The following is an 18,521-nucleotide window of genomic DNA, read 5'->3' on the forward strand; positions in this document are numbered from 1 at the left end:
AAGGGAACAAATATCAATCTTATTTGTAGATTGTCTTTTTTGCTCCCACAGCAAAATATAGATGTAAAATTTTTACTTAAATTCAAATTGATTTACAACTTTGCAAAGCCAGTGGGTCTCACCTGTCCCGCTGCTCCTGCAGGAGTCTTAGCGCCTTCCACTACAATCAACTCAGAGGTAAATGTTAGTATGACCATACTTTTTACAAAAAAATAAACCTCCTATTAATAAACAAAAAAACTGACTCAGGAAGAGCCGTTATTAAACGACCTTTTGAGTCAGCTTCCACTATCCTATTTAGGTGAAATAATTTCGTCTATGATTCCGTATGCTTTTGCTTCTTCGGCACTCATGAAATAGTCACGTTCAGTATCGTTTTTTACTTTTTCTATTGGTTGACCTGTTCTAGAAGAAATAATTTGATTGATATGTTCTTTTAATTTCAAGATTCTTCTTGCTGATATCTCAATCTCTGTTGCCTGCCCTCTTGCTCCTCCTAATGGCTGGTGAATCATGATTTCACTATTCGGTAAGGCAAAACGTTTTCCTTTTGTACCTGCTAAGAGAAGCATGGCACCAAATGAGGCAGCCATTCCCGTACATATCGTTCGCACATCAGGCTCTATATATTGCATCGTATCGAAAATAGCAAATCCTGCTGTTGTTGAACCTCCTGGGCTATTAATATAAATAGAAATATCTTTATCAGGAGCATCAGCAGCTAAAAATAATAATTGTGCAACCACGCTGTTAGCGATATGATCATTGATTTCGTCCCCTATCATGATAATGCGATCTTTTAATAAACGCGAATAGATATCATACGAACGTTCCCCGCGGCCAGACTGCTCTATGACATAAGGTATCGTACTCATTTATTAACCCCTCCTGTTTATTAGGCTTATGCAGCCATACAGTAGGCGCTTGAAGGAGTGGATGTTAACTTTTTTGTATACAAAACAAGCTTTGGTTGATTAACTTCCTGCCTAAAGGATGGTATAGAAGGAAGAGCTTTAATCAGTATAAATGGATCCTCTGCTTTCATCGATTCGTATAACACTTCTGAAAGTTGCTCCTTTTCCTCTGCTTCCCAGAAAGAATCACTAATAGAACAATCCTCTTTTTCCAATCGATTTTTTACTCGATGAAGAGCAGCCTTTATCGCTACTTCTTTCATACCTAATACATCTGCTATTTCTTTTCCTTTAAATTGGAATGCCTCTTTCAACGTAAAAATTACCGCTTGTTTTGGAGTAAGCTTAGAAAGCAAAGATTGAATCGTGTCCATTAACTGTGATACGTCGTTGTCTTCTTGAATTTTATCAAGATTCGTATTTTCAAGTACTTCTCTCTTTCTTTTCCTTACTGTATCAATCCAATTATGATAAGCCATTTTATTTAATAAAGCTGAACTCATATCACGGGTGATATCGTAGTGTTTTAATGCTTTAATCATCGTTTCTTGTGCAATATCATCACCGTCCCACTCGCTTTGAGTAAGAAAATGACAATACTTTTTTAACTTCAGATATAATTCAGAGAAAAAAGTATCTTCACAGTCAACGAATTCAGTTGGTCTAAGCTTACTTTGCATCTTGTTCACTCCTCCTAAGCACCTCTCTACTTACTAAACGAATAAGAGGTGGATAATAGTTACGGGTTCAAAAATTTTTTATGATGAACGTTAAACCATATTAGGCAACTTTAACCTTGAGGGAATTTCTTACTTTCTTATTATATAAAAAATTTAACTTTGTTTGAAACCTCATTCCCTCTTTGACGTATGAGATAAGCTTTTTCCAAAAATTCTATGCTAAATTTCATACACTTTTGTCAAAATACACCTCTTTTACAAGGTGTATTTTTTCTTCTCATAATTGATTCTCCTCTTTATTTCAAGCTTTTAGCTCTTCTTTTATTACAATTGGAATAAATTTCCTTACCCTTTTTGTCACAGCTTATCACAATTTGATATGTTATCATCGTAAGCATAGTGGTAATAGTATAGTGATATAAATCACTACGATCATAAAACTTTCAGCAATAGTTTGTGTAGATTTGAACATTACTTGTTAATTCCTCCAAACTATATATTTTTCTAAAAGTTTGTGATACTTTGAACAATGTGTTTGTGAAGTTGTACACAAAGATTGATACGATTCGTAACAATCTTTTGATAAAAGCCTATTTCAAAGGAGTGAGTATGTTGAAGCTAAAACTGTTTTTCATTTCGCTTTTTTCCATTCTATTTCTTAGCGGATGTGAAATGATTGTATTTCAGCCTCAAGGACCTGTAGCTAGAAGCATTACCGAATTAATCAACTGGTCTCTGATTTGGATGGGACTCGTTGTCGTAGTTGTTTTCGCCTTATTCGGATATATCATTTGGAAATACAGAGAAAAACCTGAAAATATGGATTATGAACCACCAGAGGAACACGGTAATACATTGTACGAAATTATTTGGACTGCGATTCCGATTTTAATCGTTATTGCTATTACCATTCCTACAGTTAAAACACTTTATGCTTTAGAAGAAGTTCCAAAAGGGTATGAAGAAAAAGAGCCTATTACCATTCATGTTACTTCTGCCGATTGGAAATGGATCTTTAGTTATCCAGAACAAGATATTGAAACTGTCAACTATGTCAATATCCCAGCAGATACACCAGTCGACTTCAAGTTAACTTCAGCAAGTACGATGCAATCTTTCTGGGTGCCTGCACTAGGTGGTCAGAAGTATTCCATGGGTAAAATGGAAACTCAATTATATTTAGTTGCTGACAATCCTGGTTCTTATTGGGGCCGTAACACAAACTTTAACGGCAAAGGTTACGCAGATATGGAATTTGAAGTGTTAGCTCAAACACAAGAAGATTTTGATAAATGGGTTGAAGAAGTTCGTGAGACAGCACCTGAGCTCACAGAAGAAAAGTATGAAGAACTATTAAAACCTACACACTTAGGTCGTATGACATTTAATAAAACTCACTTAGAGTGGGTTAACCACGCAGATCCTAACTCTAAAACATATACTCACCCTGAGTTATATAAAAATCACGGATACCGTGGTAAAACATTTGAAGAAGAAGATAACTACAGAAACAAAAATAATCAAGAACACATGAATCATGATTCACATGATAATGACTCTAATGACGGACACGGAGGTGACCATAGTGGACATTAGATGGAATGAGATTTTAATTACAGGTGACCCACTTATACTAGGTTCACAGATTGCTATTCTTTTAACGATGATTGGAGTAGTAGCTGGAATCACTTATTTAAAGAAGTGGAAATGGCTTTGGACGGAGTGGATTACCACTGTTGATCACAAACGTATTGGGATTATGTATATCATCGCTGCTGTATTAATGTTCTTCCGTGGAGGAATGGATGGTCTTTTAATGAAAGCACAGACCTCTAGACCAGAAATGGGATTTTTAGACTCACAGCATTATAATGAGATCTTTACGACACATGGTGTCATCATGATTTTATTCATGGCTATGCCATTCTTAATTGGTTTAATGAACGTTGTTATACCACTGCAAATAGGAGCTAGAGACGTAGCCTTCCCACAATTGAATGCACTTAGCTTCTGGTTATTCTTTAGTGGTGCGATGCTATTTAATATCTCCTTTGTTATTGGTGGTTCACCTGATGCAGGTTGGACATCTTATTTCCCTCTAGCGGGTAAAGAATTTAGTCCAGGTATCGGAAACAACTATTATGCTGTTGCTCTCCAAATCGCCGGTATTGGTACATTAATGACGGGTATTAACTTCATTGTTACGATACTAAAAATGAGAACTAAAGGCATGACATTAATGAGAATGCCTATGTTCGCTTGGACAACATTAATTACATCTGCCATTATCGTTGCGGCTTTCCCGATCTTTACAGTTGCACTTGCGTTAATGACATTTGACAGACTATATGGAACGCACTTCTTTACATTATCTGCCGGTGGTTCAGATATGTTATGGGCCAACCTATTCTGGTTATGGGGACACCCTGAAGTTTATATCGTTGCATTACCTGCATTCGGTATCTTCTCAGAAGTAATCGCTACATTCTCTCGTAAAACTTTATATGGATACAAATCAATGGTCTATGCGATTGTTGGTATCGCTCTACTAAGTATGCTTGTATGGGTTCACCATTTCTATACAATGGGTTCTGGTGCTCTTGTTAACTCGTTCTTCTCGATTACAACGATGTTAATTGCCGTCCCTACAGGAGTAAAAGTATTTAACTGGCTATTTACGATGCGTAAAGGCCGAATTAAGATGACAAACGCTATGCTTTGGGCATTAGCTTTCGTACCATGTTTCACTATTGGTGGTGTGACTGGGGTTATGCTTGCAATGGGTGCTGCCGATTATCAGTACCATAACACTCTATTCCTTGTTGCTCACTTCCACTATGTATTAATTCCTGGTGTAGTATTCGCTGTATTTGCCGGTTTATACTACTGGTGGCCAAAAATGTTTGGTTACATGCTTAACGAAAAAATTGGTAAATGGCATTTCTGGTTATTCGTAATTGGATTTAACGTAACATTCATGCCAATGTTCTTCTTAGGTTTAAATGGTGCCGTTAGACGTGCTTACACTTTCTCTGAAGAATCTGGTTTTGCGCCATTATTCTTACTGTCTGCGATTGGCTCGGTTATCCTAGCACTAGGATTCGCAGCATTTTGTTACAACATTTACTGGAGCATTCGTTATGCAGACCGTAACATTTCTAGTGACCCATGGGACGCTAGAACACTTGAATGGGCGACAGCTTCACCTGTTCAACACTATAACTTTGCTAAATTACCAGAAGTGAAATCACTTGATGCGTTCTGGTATATGAAAAAGAATAACGAAGGTTTAACTTTAAAAGATAGTGAAATTGAAGAAATCCATATGCCAAGTAACTCTGGGCTTCCATTTATCATGTGTGTTGCCTTTGGTATCGTTGGATTCTTCCTAGTCTTTGAATGGCATATCCTTGCTGCGATCGGTGCACTTGGAATTGTTGCAGGATTAATTTATCGTTCCTTTGATTACAACGACGGTTACCACATTCATGTAGATGAAATTAAGGAAACCGAGAAATCTTGGAGGAACGTAGAAGGAGAGGTGCACAATCATGTCAGCTAGTGTAAATACTTCTTTGCCTCTAGAATATCAAAAAGAACAAGATCGTATGAATATACTTGGGTTTTGGATTTTCCTCGGAGCAGAAATTGTATTGTTTGCTACTTTGTTTAGCGTGTATGGCGTTCTTTATGAACGCTATGCAGGCGGTCCAACCCACAAAGATCTTATCGTCATAAAAGATGTCATGATTCAAACCATTCTACTTTTAACAAGTAGTTTCACAATGGGTGTAGCTATTTTTGAAATGCGTCGAAATAATTTAAAAGGATTGCTAACTTGGTTTATCCTAACATTATTACTTGGTGCTGGTTTCTTATTCATGGAAGTAAATGAGTTCATTCACTACGTCCATGAAGGTGCAACGATGCAGACAAGTGCGTTCCTTTCAAGCTTCTTCGTTCTTCTAGGAACTCACGGTGCTCACGTAACTTTCGGTATTATCTGGGCAAGCGTCGTCATTATTCAATTATTACGTCGTGGCTTAACACCAGTTACTGCTCGCAAAACATTCATTATCGGTTTATACTGGCACTTCCTTGACGTTGTTTGGATCTTTATCTTTACTTTCGTGTATCTGAAAGGGTTGGTGTCATAATGGAAAAGAAAATGAACGGTTTCCCGATCAGTCACGTCATTGGATTTATCGCTTCCCTTGTACTCACTTTTGCTGCTGCAGGGATTGCTCTAAAAACAGCTATGTCCTTTAAAGTGATTATGTGGATTATTGGTTCGATGGCTGTGTTACAAGCAGGTCTTCAATTGTTCATGTTTATGCACATGACAGAAGGTGAAGATGGAAAAACCAATATTATTAATATTGGGTACGGAGTCTTCTGTGCGGTTGTTATTGTCGTAGGTTCTATTTGGGTATTAACATCCGGCCATGCTAGTCATTAATCTAAATGAATTCTCCCTATATATACAGCAAAAATCCGGCTTCCCCTTAAGCCGGATTTTTTATGTTTAGACCTTTTCTTTCGCTGTTACTTCTTTTGATGTAACGTCTCCCATGACATTTATAAATAATCCAAATCCAAAAATCATCATGGATGATGCTACGAAGCTAATTCCGATGTGTAATAAATAATCCCCTGTGATACCGTTTACAAAGAAACTACTTAAGAAAACTAATACCCCTAAGCATAAACCGATTGTAGTTACTTTTTTAATAAACAATAATAAACCTAAAGAATTTCTCTCCATAACTTTCATCCCCTTTATAGAATATTCTATAAAAGTTCACAAATTTGTCAAACTTTTTTTCGGAAAATAGGCTATATAATTTGCAATTTATATATTTTTATTATTCTAGTTGAAGATTTATTTCTCAAAAAAGGTGATTTCATCGGCATTCTTTATCCACAATTGACTATTTTTTCCGTTTGGATCCGATATCCAAATATCTCTGTTCTTATCCGTAATGGAATGACCTCTGTACCAAATTAACTTTTTGACACTTCCAATATACATCGGATCATAATCCCCTCTGTTATTTGGAGGATTAGTTATGGGAGTTTGCTGATTGGTTGAGAGTTTGATTTTAATCAGTTTTGGTAATGGGTGTTCTTTAAAATTGTTCGACCATTCTTTCTCCTCTATCCTAGACGTTACGATTGTATCGTCATCTAACCAAGTAAAGTTTAATTCAGCATATTTTTTCGGCGTTAGAGTACCGCTTACTGGAAATTCTTTGTACTTTAATTTTTTATTTTTAAACCCAAATACGATTCTTCCACTCCCAGAAATATAGGCTAACGTATCCCGATTTGGAGCCCATTTAGGTTCCCCTACACCAAAAATGATTTCATCTATAGTTTCAAAACTCGTTCCATTTTGCTTAGAAACAGCTAACACATTACTATCCATAGACAAAGAAGCTGTTGGTGAAAGAACAAAAGAAACATATTTATTACTTGGAGAAAACTTAAACATCCCCACGTTTACCGCCATACTTGACCCATTTCCAACCGTAACTTCCTTTGGTATGATCAATAGTGGCTGAACGTCTTTAAATAAATTTATATTCTCTATTTGGCCAGAATAACTTTTTGTATAAATAATAGGGTTTGTCCATCCATCTGGATTTAATGTAGCCCGTGAAGCTAACAAAAAACCTTTACCATCAGGTTTCCAAGTATAGCCGTAAACCCCAACCGCAACATTATTCCATTTATCTAGATTCGATATATTAAGTACTCCTTCTGATTGAAAGGCTACAGTGTTTTCGATAGGAGACCATTGTGGGTTGTACCCATCATAAAAGATTTCTCTTTTTTCACCAGTATCCAGTTTATACGCCCAAAGTTTATTTTGAATCATACTGTTATCATTTTCTGAAGGGGTTTCCTGCTGATATAATAACCAAGAACCATCATTAGACCATTTTGGACCATGATATTGACCCATTTCCGTAATTTTTTTCTCCCTTTCCCCTTCTATAATCCATACATTTCCATCTCGAGTAAAAGCTACTTGAGTTTCTATCTTAGCTTCACTATGTAATGGGGACAGAGCAAATACAATACATAAAAGAAATAAATACCTGAACATATTCACACCACCTTTTTTGTCATTCCCCCTTAATATTTGTTTAAGTGTTGCGGGTATACTCTTAAACAAAAAAACGTTCCTAGTTTTAGAAACGTTTTACATCTTATAGTGTTTTTTCAAAAACTCATTTAAAATGTTTCGATGACTTTTAACCATTTGAGAAGGAAGTTCATTAGGAGTTAAAAACTGAGCTTGTATGGATTCTTCTATGTCAACAGACAACTCACCTATGAAGTTCTCTGTATAGTAGGCCACGGTTACAACATAGAACTCATCCCCATTAGCCGCCTTAATAAAATGGTCTTTTCCTGAATAGACATTGATCAACTTTAGTTCAGAGACAGTTAAACCCGTTTCTTCAAATACTTCTCTCACGGCAACTTCTTCAGTGGATTCACCTAACTCCATTAAGCCCCCAGGAAGTCCCCAAACTCCATTTGGAAATGTTCTTTGTTGCAGGAGAATTCGACCTATTTCATCTACAATTACCACTACAGCACCAACAAAAATGAGTGGTCGATGCCCAACTATTGCTCGAAGATCTTCAATATATCCCAAAGTGTACTCCTTTTGCTAGGTATTCTTTTAATTTTAAAACGTACTTGCTTCATTTAAACCGCGTTCGTTGAATTATATCCGCGGTTTTTCTCATTTATCCGCGCTCGTTGAATTTTATCGGCTTTTTCTTTTCCAATAATAACAAAGCACTCAACCTAACTAATAAGTGTCCTAATATTACTCGAAGTCTCTTCATTCCAATATTTATCTATCAGTAATTTCTTAATAAAATACAGAAGCACAATATTTAAGAACAGATTTCTCCAGTTTATTACAATTCGATTGTTCTTCGGCTGTACAATTCCTAAAGCGACTAGATTCCAGAACCATTTGGAATCAGTAATTCTCTTACTCTGGATTCCTTCCGCTTTTTCACGCTTTATATTCTCATGTCTAGCCCATAACAATACAATAATAATATCAAGGATAGAAGCAGAGATCATAGCAATCATTACAAATTGCTTGGATGGTTGCCATTTACCTGCATTCTCAATTTCTTTTTGTTTAACTTTTTCCTTGTGGATGGCCATTTCTTCTTTAAAACTTAAGGAAAGCTCTGGATTTAACGTAGGAGTTTTTTCATCACTATTCTCAATTGGATTTGATACAGCAGCAAAAATTAGGGAACCCATCAGAACGAAATAGAGTAGGAAGAAGAAAATCGTTTGATTTTTCGAATGATTGAATATGTTTTTCATATCGTAACCCCCTGTTTTATATCTCAATATAATTTTACCACTTATTACCTTAGTAAAATTATGTAAATGTTACGATTTTCCAAACTATTCATGTTGTTAACCTATTAAATTGTACTTTATATATCCCAAACCCTAGTAATAAGAACTTTCCCTTCTTCCTCAAACTCTAATAAAAACACATCTGGATTGGTTAATGCTGCCCATTGGTCAAAACCGTATGTTTGGTCAAAATACCGTAGTATTAATGACATTAGATTACCATGAGTTACAAGGATAAAACGATTATCTCCCTTTGTTAAAAGCTCTTTTACAATAGCAATGCCACGCACCACCGCTTCCTCACTTGATTCTCCACCATCAAACTTTTTATGTAGGTCTTCATAAGTTTCTTTTAACATTTCAAGCCAATTGGGTTGTGGTTTTGTACTTAGGACTCTTTCTACTAGACGCGGATCGAGGGTTATTTCAATTCCTTTTTGATTGGCTAAAAATTTGATGGACTCTTGTGCTCGGTCGTAAGGGCTAGAAATGATCCTATCTACTTCTATCGAATGAAAAAATTCCGCTAACTGTATCGCTTGTTCTCTCCCTAATGCTGTTAATTTAGCTTTAGGTTCCTGTCCTTCTGCTTGACAATGCCTAACCAAATATATTTTTTTCATATCTTACTAAACCTCTAATCTTTGTTTCCTAATGGCTTCAACAGCTTTCTTTATACTCTCTTTCAACCATGGAGAAGCTTCTTTGTTATTTAGAATGTCTTCTTCTGTAAGCCAAAAAACAGCATCAACTTCATCTGAACTTTTAGGATACGCTTCTCCTTCTCGATGTTCTCCCAGCATAACAATATTTACTACATTTACTCCATCATCAGCAGTAAACATTGAGTTAAAGACCACTTGCAATTCATCTGCAATTTGAATTCCCACTTCTTCGAAAACTTCTCTTTTTATCGTTTCCTCTAAGATATAAAAGGTTGGGTCCCCGACGTCTACTTTTCCCCCAACTAACGACAACTCACCTGCTCCATGTTCCTCCATAGTGCTTCTTCTAATAACCAGCCATTTATCCTCTTTGTAAATGGCCCCTTCTACATTAACAATGAACACCCATCATTCCCCCTATCCGTTATAACAATCACAAGTAACCAAGTGGTCATTTACCATTCCAACAGCCTGCATAAATGCATAACAGATGGTTGTCCCTACAAATTTAAATCCTCTTTTCTTTAAATCCTTACTTAAGCGGTCACTTATTTCTGTAGAAACAGGAACTTCACTTAGACTACGAAAATGATTTTTAATTGGCTTATGATTAACAAACGACCAAATATAGGAACTGAAAGAACCAAACTCTTCCTGTACAGCAAGAAATGCCTTGGCATTTGTAATAACAGCTTGAACTTTTAGTCTATTTCTAACAATACCTTCGTTTTGTAACAGCTCTTGAATTTTTGAATCATCAAATTGAATGATTTTTTCAGCGTTAAAGTGGTCAAACGCTAATCGATAATTCTCTCTCTTTTTTAAAATGGTAAACCAACTAAGTCCCGCTTGCGCTCCTTCTAGATTAATATATTCGAAAAGTAACCGATCATCATAAACAGGGACTCCCCATTCTTTATCATGGTAATCCATGTATAGCGGATCATTTGTTACCCATCCACATCTATTCATATGCAACCCCCATTAGCAAAATATATATGTAGTTCGCTACTCATCTATAAATCCCTCTTTTTAGTTTTAATATTAAATTCTTCTGCATAAGATGTACAAGTTCCTTTTTCAGGACAAACCTACAGTATGTGGAGTGGTCTAATTGATTTTTTTAAGTTATGTTATTTTAGGATTAACTCTTGCTGCTCCTATTGGACCGGTTAATGCAGCACGTCTAGATAAGGGCCTAAAGAATGGCTTTTGGCATGCTTGGGCAGTTGGTGCGGGGTCCATGATTGCTGATGCGATCTTTATGTTATCTGTCTATTTAGGTGTCGTCCATTTTCTGGACAATCCTATGATTCAAACCTTCCTTTGGTTATTTGGTGGCTTTATTCTTATTTATTCTGGGATTGAAAGTATTGCTGGAGCGAACAAATTTTCATTTAATAATGATAGAAACAGCGATAGTATTTTCAAATGTTTTATGTATGGCTTCATTATGTCCATATCAAGCCCTCTTTCTATCCTTTTCTGGTTAGGAATTTATGGGTCCGTTCTTGCTAAAACTGCTGCTTCTTTTGGTAAAGGAGAACTACTACTCTACAGTACGATGATTTTTATTGGACTTACCTTATGGGATATTTTCGTCGCAAGTTTAACAAGTACCTTTCGAAAGTTCTTATCAATTAAATATATTATTTTCACATCTATCCTTTCCGGCATTTCATTAGTCGGTTTCGGAATCTACTTTGGCTACCAAGGTATAAAGGCACTATTTTTCTAGGGTCAGTAGTCCTCTTTAGTTTACTAAAGGGGGACTGACCCTCTTTTTTTTGAATAATATTTGGAAGTTTAAGTAAAAATAGAGAAGATTTGTCGGGGCTGACCAAGGCGCTTGCGCTTTTCTTAGTTTTCAGCAGAAAGGATAGGATGTATGAAAGAGTTACACACATTTGGATGGTATGCCGCAAGAATATCCCCTCTTTTACCTAAAGAAGCATTTAAGCCTGTACCTTCAAGATTGTTAGGAGGACTTGCTTATTTGGTTGTCACACTTAGCGCGATCATTGTAATAGGTGTGACTGACTTACCTTTTTGGTTAAATACTATGCTGGCTATTGTCATCGGATCAGGGTTTGCTGGAATGAGCTTTTTAGGTCATGAAATTTTACATGGAACGGTTGTTAGAAACCCCATTTTAAAAGATTTTTTTGGTGGAATGGCCTTTTGGTCTTTTTGCATAGGCCCTAAGCTTTGGAGAAAATGGCATAATCTTACCCACCATGTCCATACACAACATAGAGATAAGGACCCTGATACGTGGTCACATGCTGACTCTATTCAAGAAAGTCCACTCAAAAGATTGTTTTTCGTCTTACCTAAATTTGTCCGCAACACCATCTATTTCTTTTTCTTGATGATTAATTTTACCTTTCACTCTACAAATATGTTTTTTAAGTTTATAAAAGAATTTAACCCTAAAAAACAACCGGTTGTAACATTAGAGTTTCTATTACCAACGATAAGCTGGATTGGATTGCTTTTAGCGATTGGTTTTGAAAAGTGGATATTTGCGTATATAATTCCTATGTTAATTGCCAACTTTATTTTGAGTAGTTATATTGCAACCAACCATAATTTGAATCCACAAACGGATATTAATGATCCGCTAGCAAATAGTCTATCTGTTACAGTACCTAAATTTATAGACGTATTGCATTTTAACTTTTCATACCATACAGAGCATCATATTTTCCCTGGTATGAATCCGAAATTTTATCCTATGGTAAAGAAAAAAATATTAGAAATGTGGCCCGAACGTTACCATGAGATGCCAATGGAAAAAGCGATGATTGCCCTGTTTATCACACCAAGAGTTTATTATACGAAAGAAGAACTCATTGATATGCAGCTTGGAGATGTTTACGATTCACTTGGTACCGGGTTAGATCCAAATCATATTATTTCAAAGCGAAAAGAAGACTTAACGGAAGTATCTATTAATAAGGAAGTATCTAAAAACTGATCCTCATGCTCTTGCAAGGGGATCAGTTTTTCTATAGCTATTGATCCAACTAAACCCAATAAGTTTCTCCGATAGCTAATACTTTTAACATCTCATCACTTAATTTAAGATTCTTCCACTCTGCATATAGACGTTCCAATGCTTCCGGTCCTGTATCATCAGCTAACCGGTAAGCTCCATAATGCATAGGTATAAACGTATTTCCCTTAAGTTCGACAAAAGCTTGAATAGCGTCTTCAGGATTTATATGGGATGAAGACATAAACCATTCTGGTTCGTATGCACCGATAGGCATTAGGATTATGTCTAAGTTATAGTGCTTTTCAATTTCTTTAAATCCTCTAAAATATCCTGTGTCCCCCACAAAATAAACGGATTTTTCATTATGCTCTAGTATCCATCCGCCCCAGTGAGAAGAATTGGTGTCATTTAATGACCTTTTCGTCCAGTGTTGAGCAGGAACGAAAGAGATTTTCATATTATTGACATCAAATGTATCCCACCAGTTTGCTTCAATTACGTTTTTATAACCTCTTCGTGAAAAAGCTGACTTTAAACCAACTGGAACATAATAGGTTGGATTTCCGTTTAATTTACTGATACTACCAAAATCTAAATGATCATAATGCCCATGTGAAATAACAACAACATCAATCTTAGGTAAGTCTTTCATCATGATCCCCGGCTCAGTTAGCCTTTTTTGTAAGCCCATCCGGTAAGCCCAAACAGGGTCTGTTAAAATGTTCATTCCGTTCATTTGGATTAAAAATGTGGAATGTCCTACCCAAGTAATTGAAAATAATTGTCTATTTGTCTGAAGCTGATTTATTTGTTTATTTTTCGCTTGAGGAATGTGATTCGTTAAATCCTTTACTTTTCCCCGACGTTCCTTTGACCACTTTAACATTTCTCTTACCGATTTAGTGGTCGAAACATTATCGTAATTGGTGTATCTTGTACGAGCCATCATATTCTCCTTCAAAATGATTACTACTTATAGTGATTTATTGAGAGATTGAATCTTTCCGTAAGTTTTATAAATAGAATAACAAATTAACCCTATAAATACTAAATAAATTATTCTAAATAGTATAAAGAGAAATGATAAACTCTCTATCGATTTAAACATAAAGGAAAGTGAAATAATGACCATACAGATTAAACCTATAATCAGTCTATATAAAAGATTTTTATATTTTTCTATTTTAGATGAGGAATCAGAATAGATGTCTTCCTGTCCCACACAGGATGATTTTCCTTTAAAATAATGCCAATCGCCAAACATACCAACATGCTCCCAACCAGCATCTTCAAAAATTCCTTTATACTCTTCGAAATCATCATTCCTAGTTGACCGATAATCTAATTTATAAATAATAGGGTCATGAATATCACTTTTAATAAAGGTATATGTAAGCTTATTAACACCCTTAAGCATCCACCCTTTACTAGCCATATCATTTAACCAGTTCTCTTCTTTTTCATCCTGCCAAGCAAAGAAAACTTTCGTGACTTTTTTTGTTTCTTCCACTATCTCCCCTCCAGTTTTTCTATCGTTCCCCTGCTTGCATTCACCAACCTTGATAAGCGCTCAAATTCAAGCTTTAATACGTTTCTTCCTAAATCTGTTAACTCGTAATACTTTCTTCTTTCCTCAGCTTGTTCGATATGAACTTTTATAATTAACTTTTCTTTTTCTAATTTATTTAAAGCTCCGTATAAAGTTCCCGGTCCAAGTTTAACGGTTCCGTTACTCATTTCCTCAACATTTTGCATAATCCCATAACCATGCATCGGTTCTACCAAGGATAGAATTATATAAAAAGTTGACTCGGTTAAGGGTAGGTAATCTTTTTCTTTTTTAGTAAACATCATTACCTCCTATTTTTGACCAACTTTTCTGCATACATAGACCATTCCATAAGCTTCCGTAGTTAAAGGGGCTTCATTAAAATCCTGATATACATTTACAACTTCGAATCCGTGCTTGTCTAATAGTCTATCCATTTCTTGTGGATAGGTGTAACGTAAGGAAATAGAACTCCTCGTTTCAGCTATCTGACCACTTGCCTCTTTGAAACGACGAATCGTGATATAATCTTGTATTTGTAAGATTGAATTATACTTCGCAATAGTAGACACTTCTACATGTCTATTTAAATGGTCCGTATAAGAACGCCAATACTCTTCTGTTTCAGGCTGCATTAATTCATCTTTTGAGGGAAAGCGCGTATTAAAGATAAATAGCCCATTATCTAATAGATGATTACTTACAGATGAGAACAATAAATTCTGTGATTCGTTTGTTAAGAAATGTTGAAAGGAATTACCAACCATGTAAATAAGACTACTTTTTACATCTAGTTGAAGTTCCGTAATATCTTGGTTTACCCACTTAATCGAGAGATTCTGTTGTTCACTTTTTTCTCTTGCTTTATTTAACATCCCTTCATGTAAATCTACTCCAATGACCGATATTCCTTGTTTCGCTAAAGGAATAGCTGTCCTTCCCGTTCCACATGCTAAATCTATAACCATTCCTTCTTGTTTCTTCGCCCATTGCTCTATGAACAATGTATCCTCATTCCAGCCATCATTTTCAACATCGTATAAATCTGGTTGATCATATTCAGAAAAATTATTTATAAAGATATTTTCCATAACTGATACCTCCTATTTTTCAAGTGCAATGGATGTATTTGATTTTTTATTAAGGTTCGGTAAAACGGCAAAACGTAGGTCAATAATAATATGTAAAATAATTGGAATAATTAATGTTCCTGAATTAACGTAAAATCTTGCCATTAAAAAACCTACAAGTCCGGTGACAATAACACCTTTCCAGCCTTGGTAAATATGTGCTAAACCAAAGATAACACTTGTTACAATCATAATCATTGTCGTACTTAATTCAAATGGTGCTTGGGAGAAGTAATGAAATAAGAACCCGCGGTAAATAATCTCTTCACAAATTCCAGCTGTAATAGCTCCTAATGCAAAAACAAGTCTTTCCTTTATGGAAGCTGGGAGCATATGTTCAATGAGTGAAAGCTGCTTTTCTAGCATTTTTCTGTAAAAAGGAATTCTTGATAAAACAAAGAACAGAACGATGGTAGATGTTAAAAGACCTCCAATGAAATACAAGAAATTACTAATGGTTTCAAACTGAAAGATAAAGCCTAGCTCTTTCATTGATATTCCATTTAAATATGAAACTAGAAATATTGCACCAACGATTAGCCATTCAATGGTAATAAGATAATAGTAAAACTGCATTCGTGCTTTACTCGACTTTTCTCTCTCTATTCGTTTATATCCAATAACATCTAACAATGGAACAATAATTACAGTGAATAGAATAATGAGTGTCATTAATATCATAAAAATCCTACTTTCTCATAAATGTAAAATTTTATATATCGTCAACCGATATATCGTACATTGATATAGTATAAATTTTAGCATTTATTGTCAACATAAATTTTCCAACTTTGGATATAAACCAACTATATAATACGGCCCGTTGATTTCCGCTCCAGGCACTTGCTTTCCGCAGGGAGGGATGGGAGCCTCCTCGACGTACCGCCTGTGGGGTCTCCCATTCCCTCTATCCCTGCAGGAGTCATGTGCCCTCCGCTCCAATCAACTCAGAGTAAAAAAGTAAACTAAAAACTAAATTAAATTTATTTAGAATAAAATCAAACAAAAAAACAGCAAACATAAATGCTTGCTGTCTTTATTTAGCATATTATAAAGGTAAAAGTTCAATGTTTTCTTTGCTTTTCAGTTCTTCAATCATTTGTAACCATGCTTGAGGTTTATTTGATAAAACAGAATAATACGTAGTTAAGAAATCAACCACTAGCTTTGCTGGAATTGACTCTAGAGTGTCATCTGTTGGCATGAAACAGAAATCTAGGCCAGATACAGCTTCTCCATCGTTTTTCCATGAAGGATGAACATATTGGAAGTTTAATCTTCTATATCCAAGATGTGAAAGTACTTCACGACGAACAAACGGATCCATCGGCTTTACGCCGCCAAATTCATGTTCCATACTTTTATACGGGTCATAAATTTCAGCAAACATTCCAAATAAAACTTTACCATTTTCTTTTGCTAACTCATTTAAGTCTTTCTGTCTATTTTGAGCTAGAAAACGACCTAAGCTAAGTCCAGGGCGACCAATGATCGTAAAATCTGTCATTCCGATATTCCAATCAGGATAATAGCGATATTCTGTTGCCCCTACTACTTCATCACCATTAACGGCAACAAATACACGAATACTTGGGTCTTCTAATGGTTCTTTCCATAAATCAAATTCTAATACTTCTTCTGGAGGAAACACATTTCCCATTAATTCGTGCATTTTTACAAAAAGAGGATCTTCAATGCTAGTAATTCTTACATATTCCATTTGTTCAACACTCCATTTCAGAGAATATTCTTTACTCCCAATCTGTATATAAATCAGTTCTTCTGTCACGCCATGTAGTTACGGAACCTTTTTCTCTTACTTTATATAGAAGATCTAAATCTAAGTCAGCTGTCACAATCATATCATCATTAATTTCGCCTTCTACCATGATTCCTTTAGGAGGAAATGGTACGTCGTTAGGTGTAATGACAACTGCTTGTCCAAAGTTTCCTCTCATGAAATCAACAGTAGGTAATGAACCAACTGTTCCTGTTAGTACAACATAGATTTGGTTTTCGATTGCACGTGCATGGCTTGTATAGCGAACACGATGGAAACCATGACGATCATCTGTACAAGAAGGACAGAAAATAACGTCAGCACCCTTCGCTTTTGCCATACGGACGATTTCAGGAAATTCTATATCATAACAAGTTAACATGGCAATACGACCAAAATCTGTATCGAAAACTCTGAAGGAATCGCCTTTTGTCATATTCCATTCTTCCACTTCCGTAGGAGTAATGTGAAGTTTCGCCTGTTCTTCAACTCTACCGTCTGGATAGAATAAATGTGCAACATTATATAGCTTGCCATCTCGATTAATGACATGTGTTCCACCAATAATATGCATATTGGTCTCGTTTGCTAATTTCTTAAATAATTCAAGATATTGCTCTGTAAAATTCGGTAAGTCATTGATAGTCGTCTTGATTCCTTTTTCACTTCCGATAGATAATAGTTGAGTTGTGAAAAACTCTGGGAATAGAATAAAATTAGAATCAAATTCTTGTGCTGTTTTTACATAATGCTCACATTGGTTTGCAAACTCTTCAAAGGACCCAATGGTATGAAGATGATATTGCACCGCTGAAACTCGAAATTTCACTTTGTATCCCCCTAACTTTAGAGTAAATAACTTATCTTTTTTTGATTATTAATGATTTTTATTAGTTTAACAAGTTTTGATTAATTTTTACAAATATTCCGCCCTTTGAAGTAAGAGAAGTGTACCTAAGTGAAACTGTTTTTCCATGGTATACCTCGTACATTATGATTTTTTCTAAATATAACTAACATTCGTTATTATTTCAAATATTTACCTTTAATTAAAAAAACTCTTTCTTTACAAATGAGATGTTCTGATGCTAACTTAAATAAGATAGCTTTTTCGATTAATGAGGTGTTATATGAATAAAGAGATCATTAAATTTTTAAGACGAAGCTATAATTTAACACAGCGAGATTTTGCTAAATTAGTAAATTGTAGTTACGCTCTCATTGCTTTAGTTGAGGTAGGCAAACGAACAGTAACAAAAGACTTAGAAACGAAAATAAAAGAAGCTTTTGATCTAGATGAAAAACAAGTAGAATCAATCACATCTATCGTTACCGAAATTAGTAAAGGGATTCCTCCTTTAATGTAGGCTTTATATTAAAACAAAAACAGCGGCT

The 18,521-nt window shown here is 35.4% G+C and carries 24 protein-coding genes; 8 read left to right on the top strand and 16 right to left on the bottom strand.

Translation table 11 applies throughout. The annotated features are described in order from the left end of the window. The coding region (locus SM124_RS18465; RefSeq protein ID WP_322448008.1) for a hypothetical protein at positions 1 to 216 on the top strand (216 nt) is incomplete at its 5' end. A gap of 77 nt (positions 217 to 293) precedes the next feature. Here the strand turns inward: SM124_RS18465 and clpP are convergent. Next, positions 294 to 875, bottom strand: a complete 582-nt coding sequence (clpP, locus tag SM124_RS18470) for an ATP-dependent Clp endopeptidase proteolytic subunit ClpP (RefSeq protein WP_322448009.1) — start codon at positions 873 to 875, stop codon at positions 294 to 296. Positions 876 to 901: 26 nt separating this feature from the next. Then, positions 902 to 1,594 (bottom strand): sigma-70 family RNA polymerase sigma factor, encoded by a 693-nt coding sequence (locus tag SM124_RS18475; protein WP_322448010.1) that lies wholly within the window; start codon positions 1,592 to 1,594, stop codon positions 902 to 904. A 609-nt stretch (positions 1,595 to 2,203) separates the two neighbouring features. Between SM124_RS18475 and qoxA the strand changes: the two genes are divergently transcribed. From qoxA to qoxD, 4 genes are read left to right on the top strand one after another with little or no spacing between them, the layout of a single operon-like run. Then, entirely contained in the window at positions 2,204 to 3,190 is a 987-nt protein-coding gene (qoxA, locus tag SM124_RS18480) for a cytochrome aa3 quinol oxidase subunit II (RefSeq protein WP_322448011.1), read from the top strand. Beyond that, the gene (qoxB, locus tag SM124_RS18485; RefSeq protein WP_322448012.1) at positions 3,180 to 5,156 is read left to right on the top strand and encodes a cytochrome aa3 quinol oxidase subunit I; all 1,977 of its coding nucleotides are present in this window, start codon (positions 3,180 to 3,182) and stop codon (positions 5,154 to 5,156) included. The genes qoxA and qoxB overlap by 11 nt, the downstream gene beginning before the upstream one ends. Beyond that, entirely contained in the window at positions 5,146 to 5,751 is a 606-nt protein-coding gene (gene qoxC / locus SM124_RS18490; RefSeq protein WP_322448013.1) for a cytochrome aa3 quinol oxidase subunit III, read from the top strand. The genes qoxB and qoxC overlap by 11 nt, the downstream gene beginning before the upstream one ends. Beyond that, complete coding sequence (gene qoxD, locus SM124_RS18495) at positions 5,751 to 6,053, top strand: cytochrome aa3 quinol oxidase subunit IV (protein ID WP_322448014.1); 303 nt, start codon at positions 5,751 to 5,753, stop codon at positions 6,051 to 6,053. The genes qoxC and qoxD overlap by 1 nt, the downstream gene beginning before the upstream one ends. A gap of 66 nt (positions 6,054 to 6,119) precedes the next feature. Here the strand turns inward: qoxD and SM124_RS18500 are convergent, their stop codons facing one another. The 7 genes from SM124_RS18500 to SM124_RS18530 all read right to left on the bottom strand — a co-directional run bounded on the left by SM124_RS18500 (position 6,120) and on the right by SM124_RS18530 (position 10,638). Next, positions 6,120 to 6,359: a hypothetical protein gene (locus SM124_RS18500; protein ID WP_322448015.1), complete on the bottom strand. Its 240-nt coding sequence runs from the start codon at positions 6,357 to 6,359 to the stop codon at positions 6,120 to 6,122. 117 nt (positions 6,360 to 6,476) lie between these two features. Continuing rightward, positions 6,477 to 7,706, bottom strand: coding sequence for a TolB family protein (locus SM124_RS18505; protein ID WP_322448016.1), 1,230 nt, complete (start codon positions 7,704 to 7,706; stop codon positions 6,477 to 6,479). 96 nt (positions 7,707 to 7,802) lie between these two features. Then, positions 7,803 to 8,264 carry an NUDIX hydrolase gene (locus tag SM124_RS18510; RefSeq protein ID WP_322448017.1) on the bottom strand — a complete coding sequence of 154 codons (462 nt, stop codon included), beginning with the start codon at positions 8,262 to 8,264 and terminating at the stop codon, positions 7,803 to 7,805. Positions 8,265 to 8,419: 155 nt separating this feature from the next. Beyond that, complete coding sequence (locus SM124_RS18515) at positions 8,420 to 8,962, bottom strand: hypothetical protein (protein ID WP_322448018.1); 543 nt, start codon at positions 8,960 to 8,962, stop codon at positions 8,420 to 8,422. Between the two features lie 116 nt (positions 8,963 to 9,078). Then, on the bottom strand, positions 9,079 to 9,624 hold the full coding sequence (locus SM124_RS18520) for a histidine phosphatase family protein (RefSeq protein WP_322448019.1): 546 nt from the start codon (positions 9,622 to 9,624) through the stop codon (positions 9,079 to 9,081). Between the two features lie 6 nt (positions 9,625 to 9,630). After that, entirely contained in the window at positions 9,631 to 10,071 is a 441-nt protein-coding gene (locus SM124_RS18525; RefSeq protein WP_322448020.1) for an NUDIX domain-containing protein, read from the bottom strand. Between the two features lie 12 nt (positions 10,072 to 10,083). Beyond that, a complete protein-coding gene (locus SM124_RS18530; RefSeq protein ID WP_322448021.1) occupies positions 10,084 to 10,638 on the bottom strand; it encodes a DNA-3-methyladenine glycosylase I in 555 nt (184 codons plus the stop codon). A 142-nt stretch (positions 10,639 to 10,780) separates the two neighbouring features. On the opposite strand from SM124_RS18530, the gene SM124_RS18535 reads away from it, so the two are divergent. Further along, positions 10,781 to 11,404 (top strand): LysE family transporter, encoded by a 624-nt coding sequence (locus SM124_RS18535; protein ID WP_322448022.1) that lies wholly within the window; start codon positions 10,781 to 10,783, stop codon positions 11,402 to 11,404. 150 nt (positions 11,405 to 11,554) lie between these two features. Next, the gene (gene desB, locus SM124_RS18540) at positions 11,555 to 12,646 is read left to right on the top strand and encodes a Delta(10) desaturase DesB (RefSeq protein ID WP_322448023.1); all 1,092 of its coding nucleotides are present in this window, start codon (positions 11,555 to 11,557) and stop codon (positions 12,644 to 12,646) included. Between the two features lie 49 nt (positions 12,647 to 12,695). On the opposite strand, the gene SM124_RS18545 is transcribed toward desB, so the two are convergent. The 7 genes from SM124_RS18545 to SM124_RS18575 form a co-directional block, all read right to left on the bottom strand. Further along, the gene (locus SM124_RS18545; protein WP_322448119.1) at positions 12,696 to 13,613 is read right to left on the bottom strand and encodes an MBL fold metallo-hydrolase; all 918 of its coding nucleotides are present in this window, start codon (positions 13,611 to 13,613) and stop codon (positions 12,696 to 12,698) included. Between the two features lie 27 nt (positions 13,614 to 13,640). Then, entirely contained in the window at positions 13,641 to 14,177 is a 537-nt protein-coding gene (locus SM124_RS18550) for a DUF2812 domain-containing protein (protein ID WP_322448024.1), read from the bottom strand. Continuing rightward, entirely contained in the window at positions 14,177 to 14,518 is a 342-nt protein-coding gene (locus SM124_RS18555; RefSeq protein WP_322448120.1) for a PadR family transcriptional regulator, read from the bottom strand. Before SM124_RS18555 ends, SM124_RS18550 begins: the two co-directional genes overlap by 1 nt. 9 nt (positions 14,519 to 14,527) lie before the next feature. Next, the gene (locus tag SM124_RS18560; protein ID WP_322448025.1) at positions 14,528 to 15,307 is read right to left on the bottom strand and encodes a class I SAM-dependent DNA methyltransferase; all 780 of its coding nucleotides are present in this window, start codon (positions 15,305 to 15,307) and stop codon (positions 14,528 to 14,530) included. Between the two features lie 12 nt (positions 15,308 to 15,319). Beyond that, a complete protein-coding gene (locus SM124_RS18565) occupies positions 15,320 to 16,027 on the bottom strand; it encodes a CPBP family intramembrane glutamic endopeptidase (protein WP_322448026.1) in 708 nt (235 codons plus the stop codon). A gap of 367 nt (positions 16,028 to 16,394) precedes the next feature. Next, positions 16,395 to 17,066: a GNAT family N-acetyltransferase gene (locus SM124_RS18570; protein ID WP_322448027.1), complete on the bottom strand. Its 672-nt coding sequence runs from the start codon at positions 17,064 to 17,066 to the stop codon at positions 16,395 to 16,397. A 31-nt stretch (positions 17,067 to 17,097) separates the two neighbouring features. Continuing rightward, a complete protein-coding gene (locus SM124_RS18575; protein WP_322448028.1) occupies positions 17,098 to 17,955 on the bottom strand; it encodes a carbon-nitrogen hydrolase family protein in 858 nt (285 codons plus the stop codon). A gap of 301 nt (positions 17,956 to 18,256) precedes the next feature. Between SM124_RS18575 and SM124_RS18580 the strand changes: the two genes are divergently transcribed. Further along, a complete protein-coding gene (locus SM124_RS18580; protein WP_322448029.1) occupies positions 18,257 to 18,493 on the top strand; it encodes a helix-turn-helix transcriptional regulator in 237 nt (78 codons plus the stop codon). Positions 18,494 to 18,521 lie beyond the last annotated feature (28 nt).

It is taken from the genome of Robertmurraya mangrovi (genome assembly GCF_034427655.1).
In the GTDB taxonomy this organism is placed as follows: domain Bacteria; phylum Bacillota; class Bacilli; order Bacillales; family Cytobacillaceae; genus Robertmurraya_A; species Robertmurraya_A mangrovi.

Excerpts from the sequence above, each read along its gene's own strand:
- clpP (WP_322448009.1), bottom strand. The coding sequence starts at position 875 with ATGAGTACGATACCTTATGTCATAGAGCAGTCTGGCCGCGGGGAACGT.
- SM124_RS18475 (WP_322448010.1), bottom strand. The coding sequence starts at position 1,594 with ATGCAAAGTAAGCTTAGACCAACTGAATTCGTTGACTGTGAAGATACT.
- qoxA (WP_322448011.1), top strand. The coding sequence starts at position 2,204 with ATGTTGAAGCTAAAACTGTTTTTCATTTCGCTTTTTTCCATTCTATTT.
- qoxC (WP_322448013.1), top strand. The coding sequence starts at position 5,146 with ATGTCAGCTAGTGTAAATACTTCTTTGCCTCTAGAATATCAAAAAGAA.
- qoxD (WP_322448014.1), top strand. The coding sequence starts at position 5,751 with ATGGAAAAGAAAATGAACGGTTTCCCGATCAGTCACGTCATTGGATTT.
- SM124_RS18500 (WP_322448015.1), bottom strand. The coding sequence starts at position 6,359 with ATGGAGAGAAATTCTTTAGGTTTATTATTGTTTATTAAAAAAGTAACT.
- SM124_RS18505 (WP_322448016.1), bottom strand. The coding sequence starts at position 7,706 with ATGTTCAGGTATTTATTTCTTTTATGTATTGTATTTGCTCTGTCCCCA.
- SM124_RS18515 (WP_322448018.1), bottom strand. The coding sequence starts at position 8,962 with ATGAAAAACATATTCAATCATTCGAAAAATCAAACGATTTTCTTCTTC.
- SM124_RS18520 (WP_322448019.1), bottom strand. The coding sequence starts at position 9,624 with ATGAAAAAAATATATTTGGTTAGGCATTGTCAAGCAGAAGGACAGGAA.
- SM124_RS18530 (WP_322448021.1), bottom strand. The coding sequence starts at position 10,638 with ATGAATAGATGTGGATGGGTAACAAATGATCCGCTATACATGGATTAC.
- desB (WP_322448023.1), top strand. The coding sequence starts at position 11,555 with ATGAAAGAGTTACACACATTTGGATGGTATGCCGCAAGAATATCCCCT.
- SM124_RS18545 (WP_322448119.1), bottom strand. The coding sequence starts at position 13,613 with ATGGCTCGTACAAGATACACCAATTACGATAATGTTTCGACCACTAAA.
- SM124_RS18555 (WP_322448120.1), bottom strand. The coding sequence starts at position 14,518 with ATGTTTACTAAAAAAGAAAAAGATTACCTACCCTTAACCGAGTCAACT.
- SM124_RS18560 (WP_322448025.1), bottom strand. The coding sequence starts at position 15,307 with ATGGAAAATATCTTTATAAATAATTTTTCTGAATATGATCAACCAGAT.
- SM124_RS18565 (WP_322448026.1), bottom strand. The coding sequence starts at position 16,027 with ATGATATTAATGACACTCATTATTCTATTCACTGTAATTATTGTTCCA.
- SM124_RS18570 (WP_322448027.1), bottom strand. The coding sequence starts at position 17,066 with ATGGAATATGTAAGAATTACTAGCATTGAAGATCCTCTTTTTGTAAAA.
- SM124_RS18580 (WP_322448029.1), top strand. The coding sequence starts at position 18,257 with ATGAATAAAGAGATCATTAAATTTTTAAGACGAAGCTATAATTTAACA.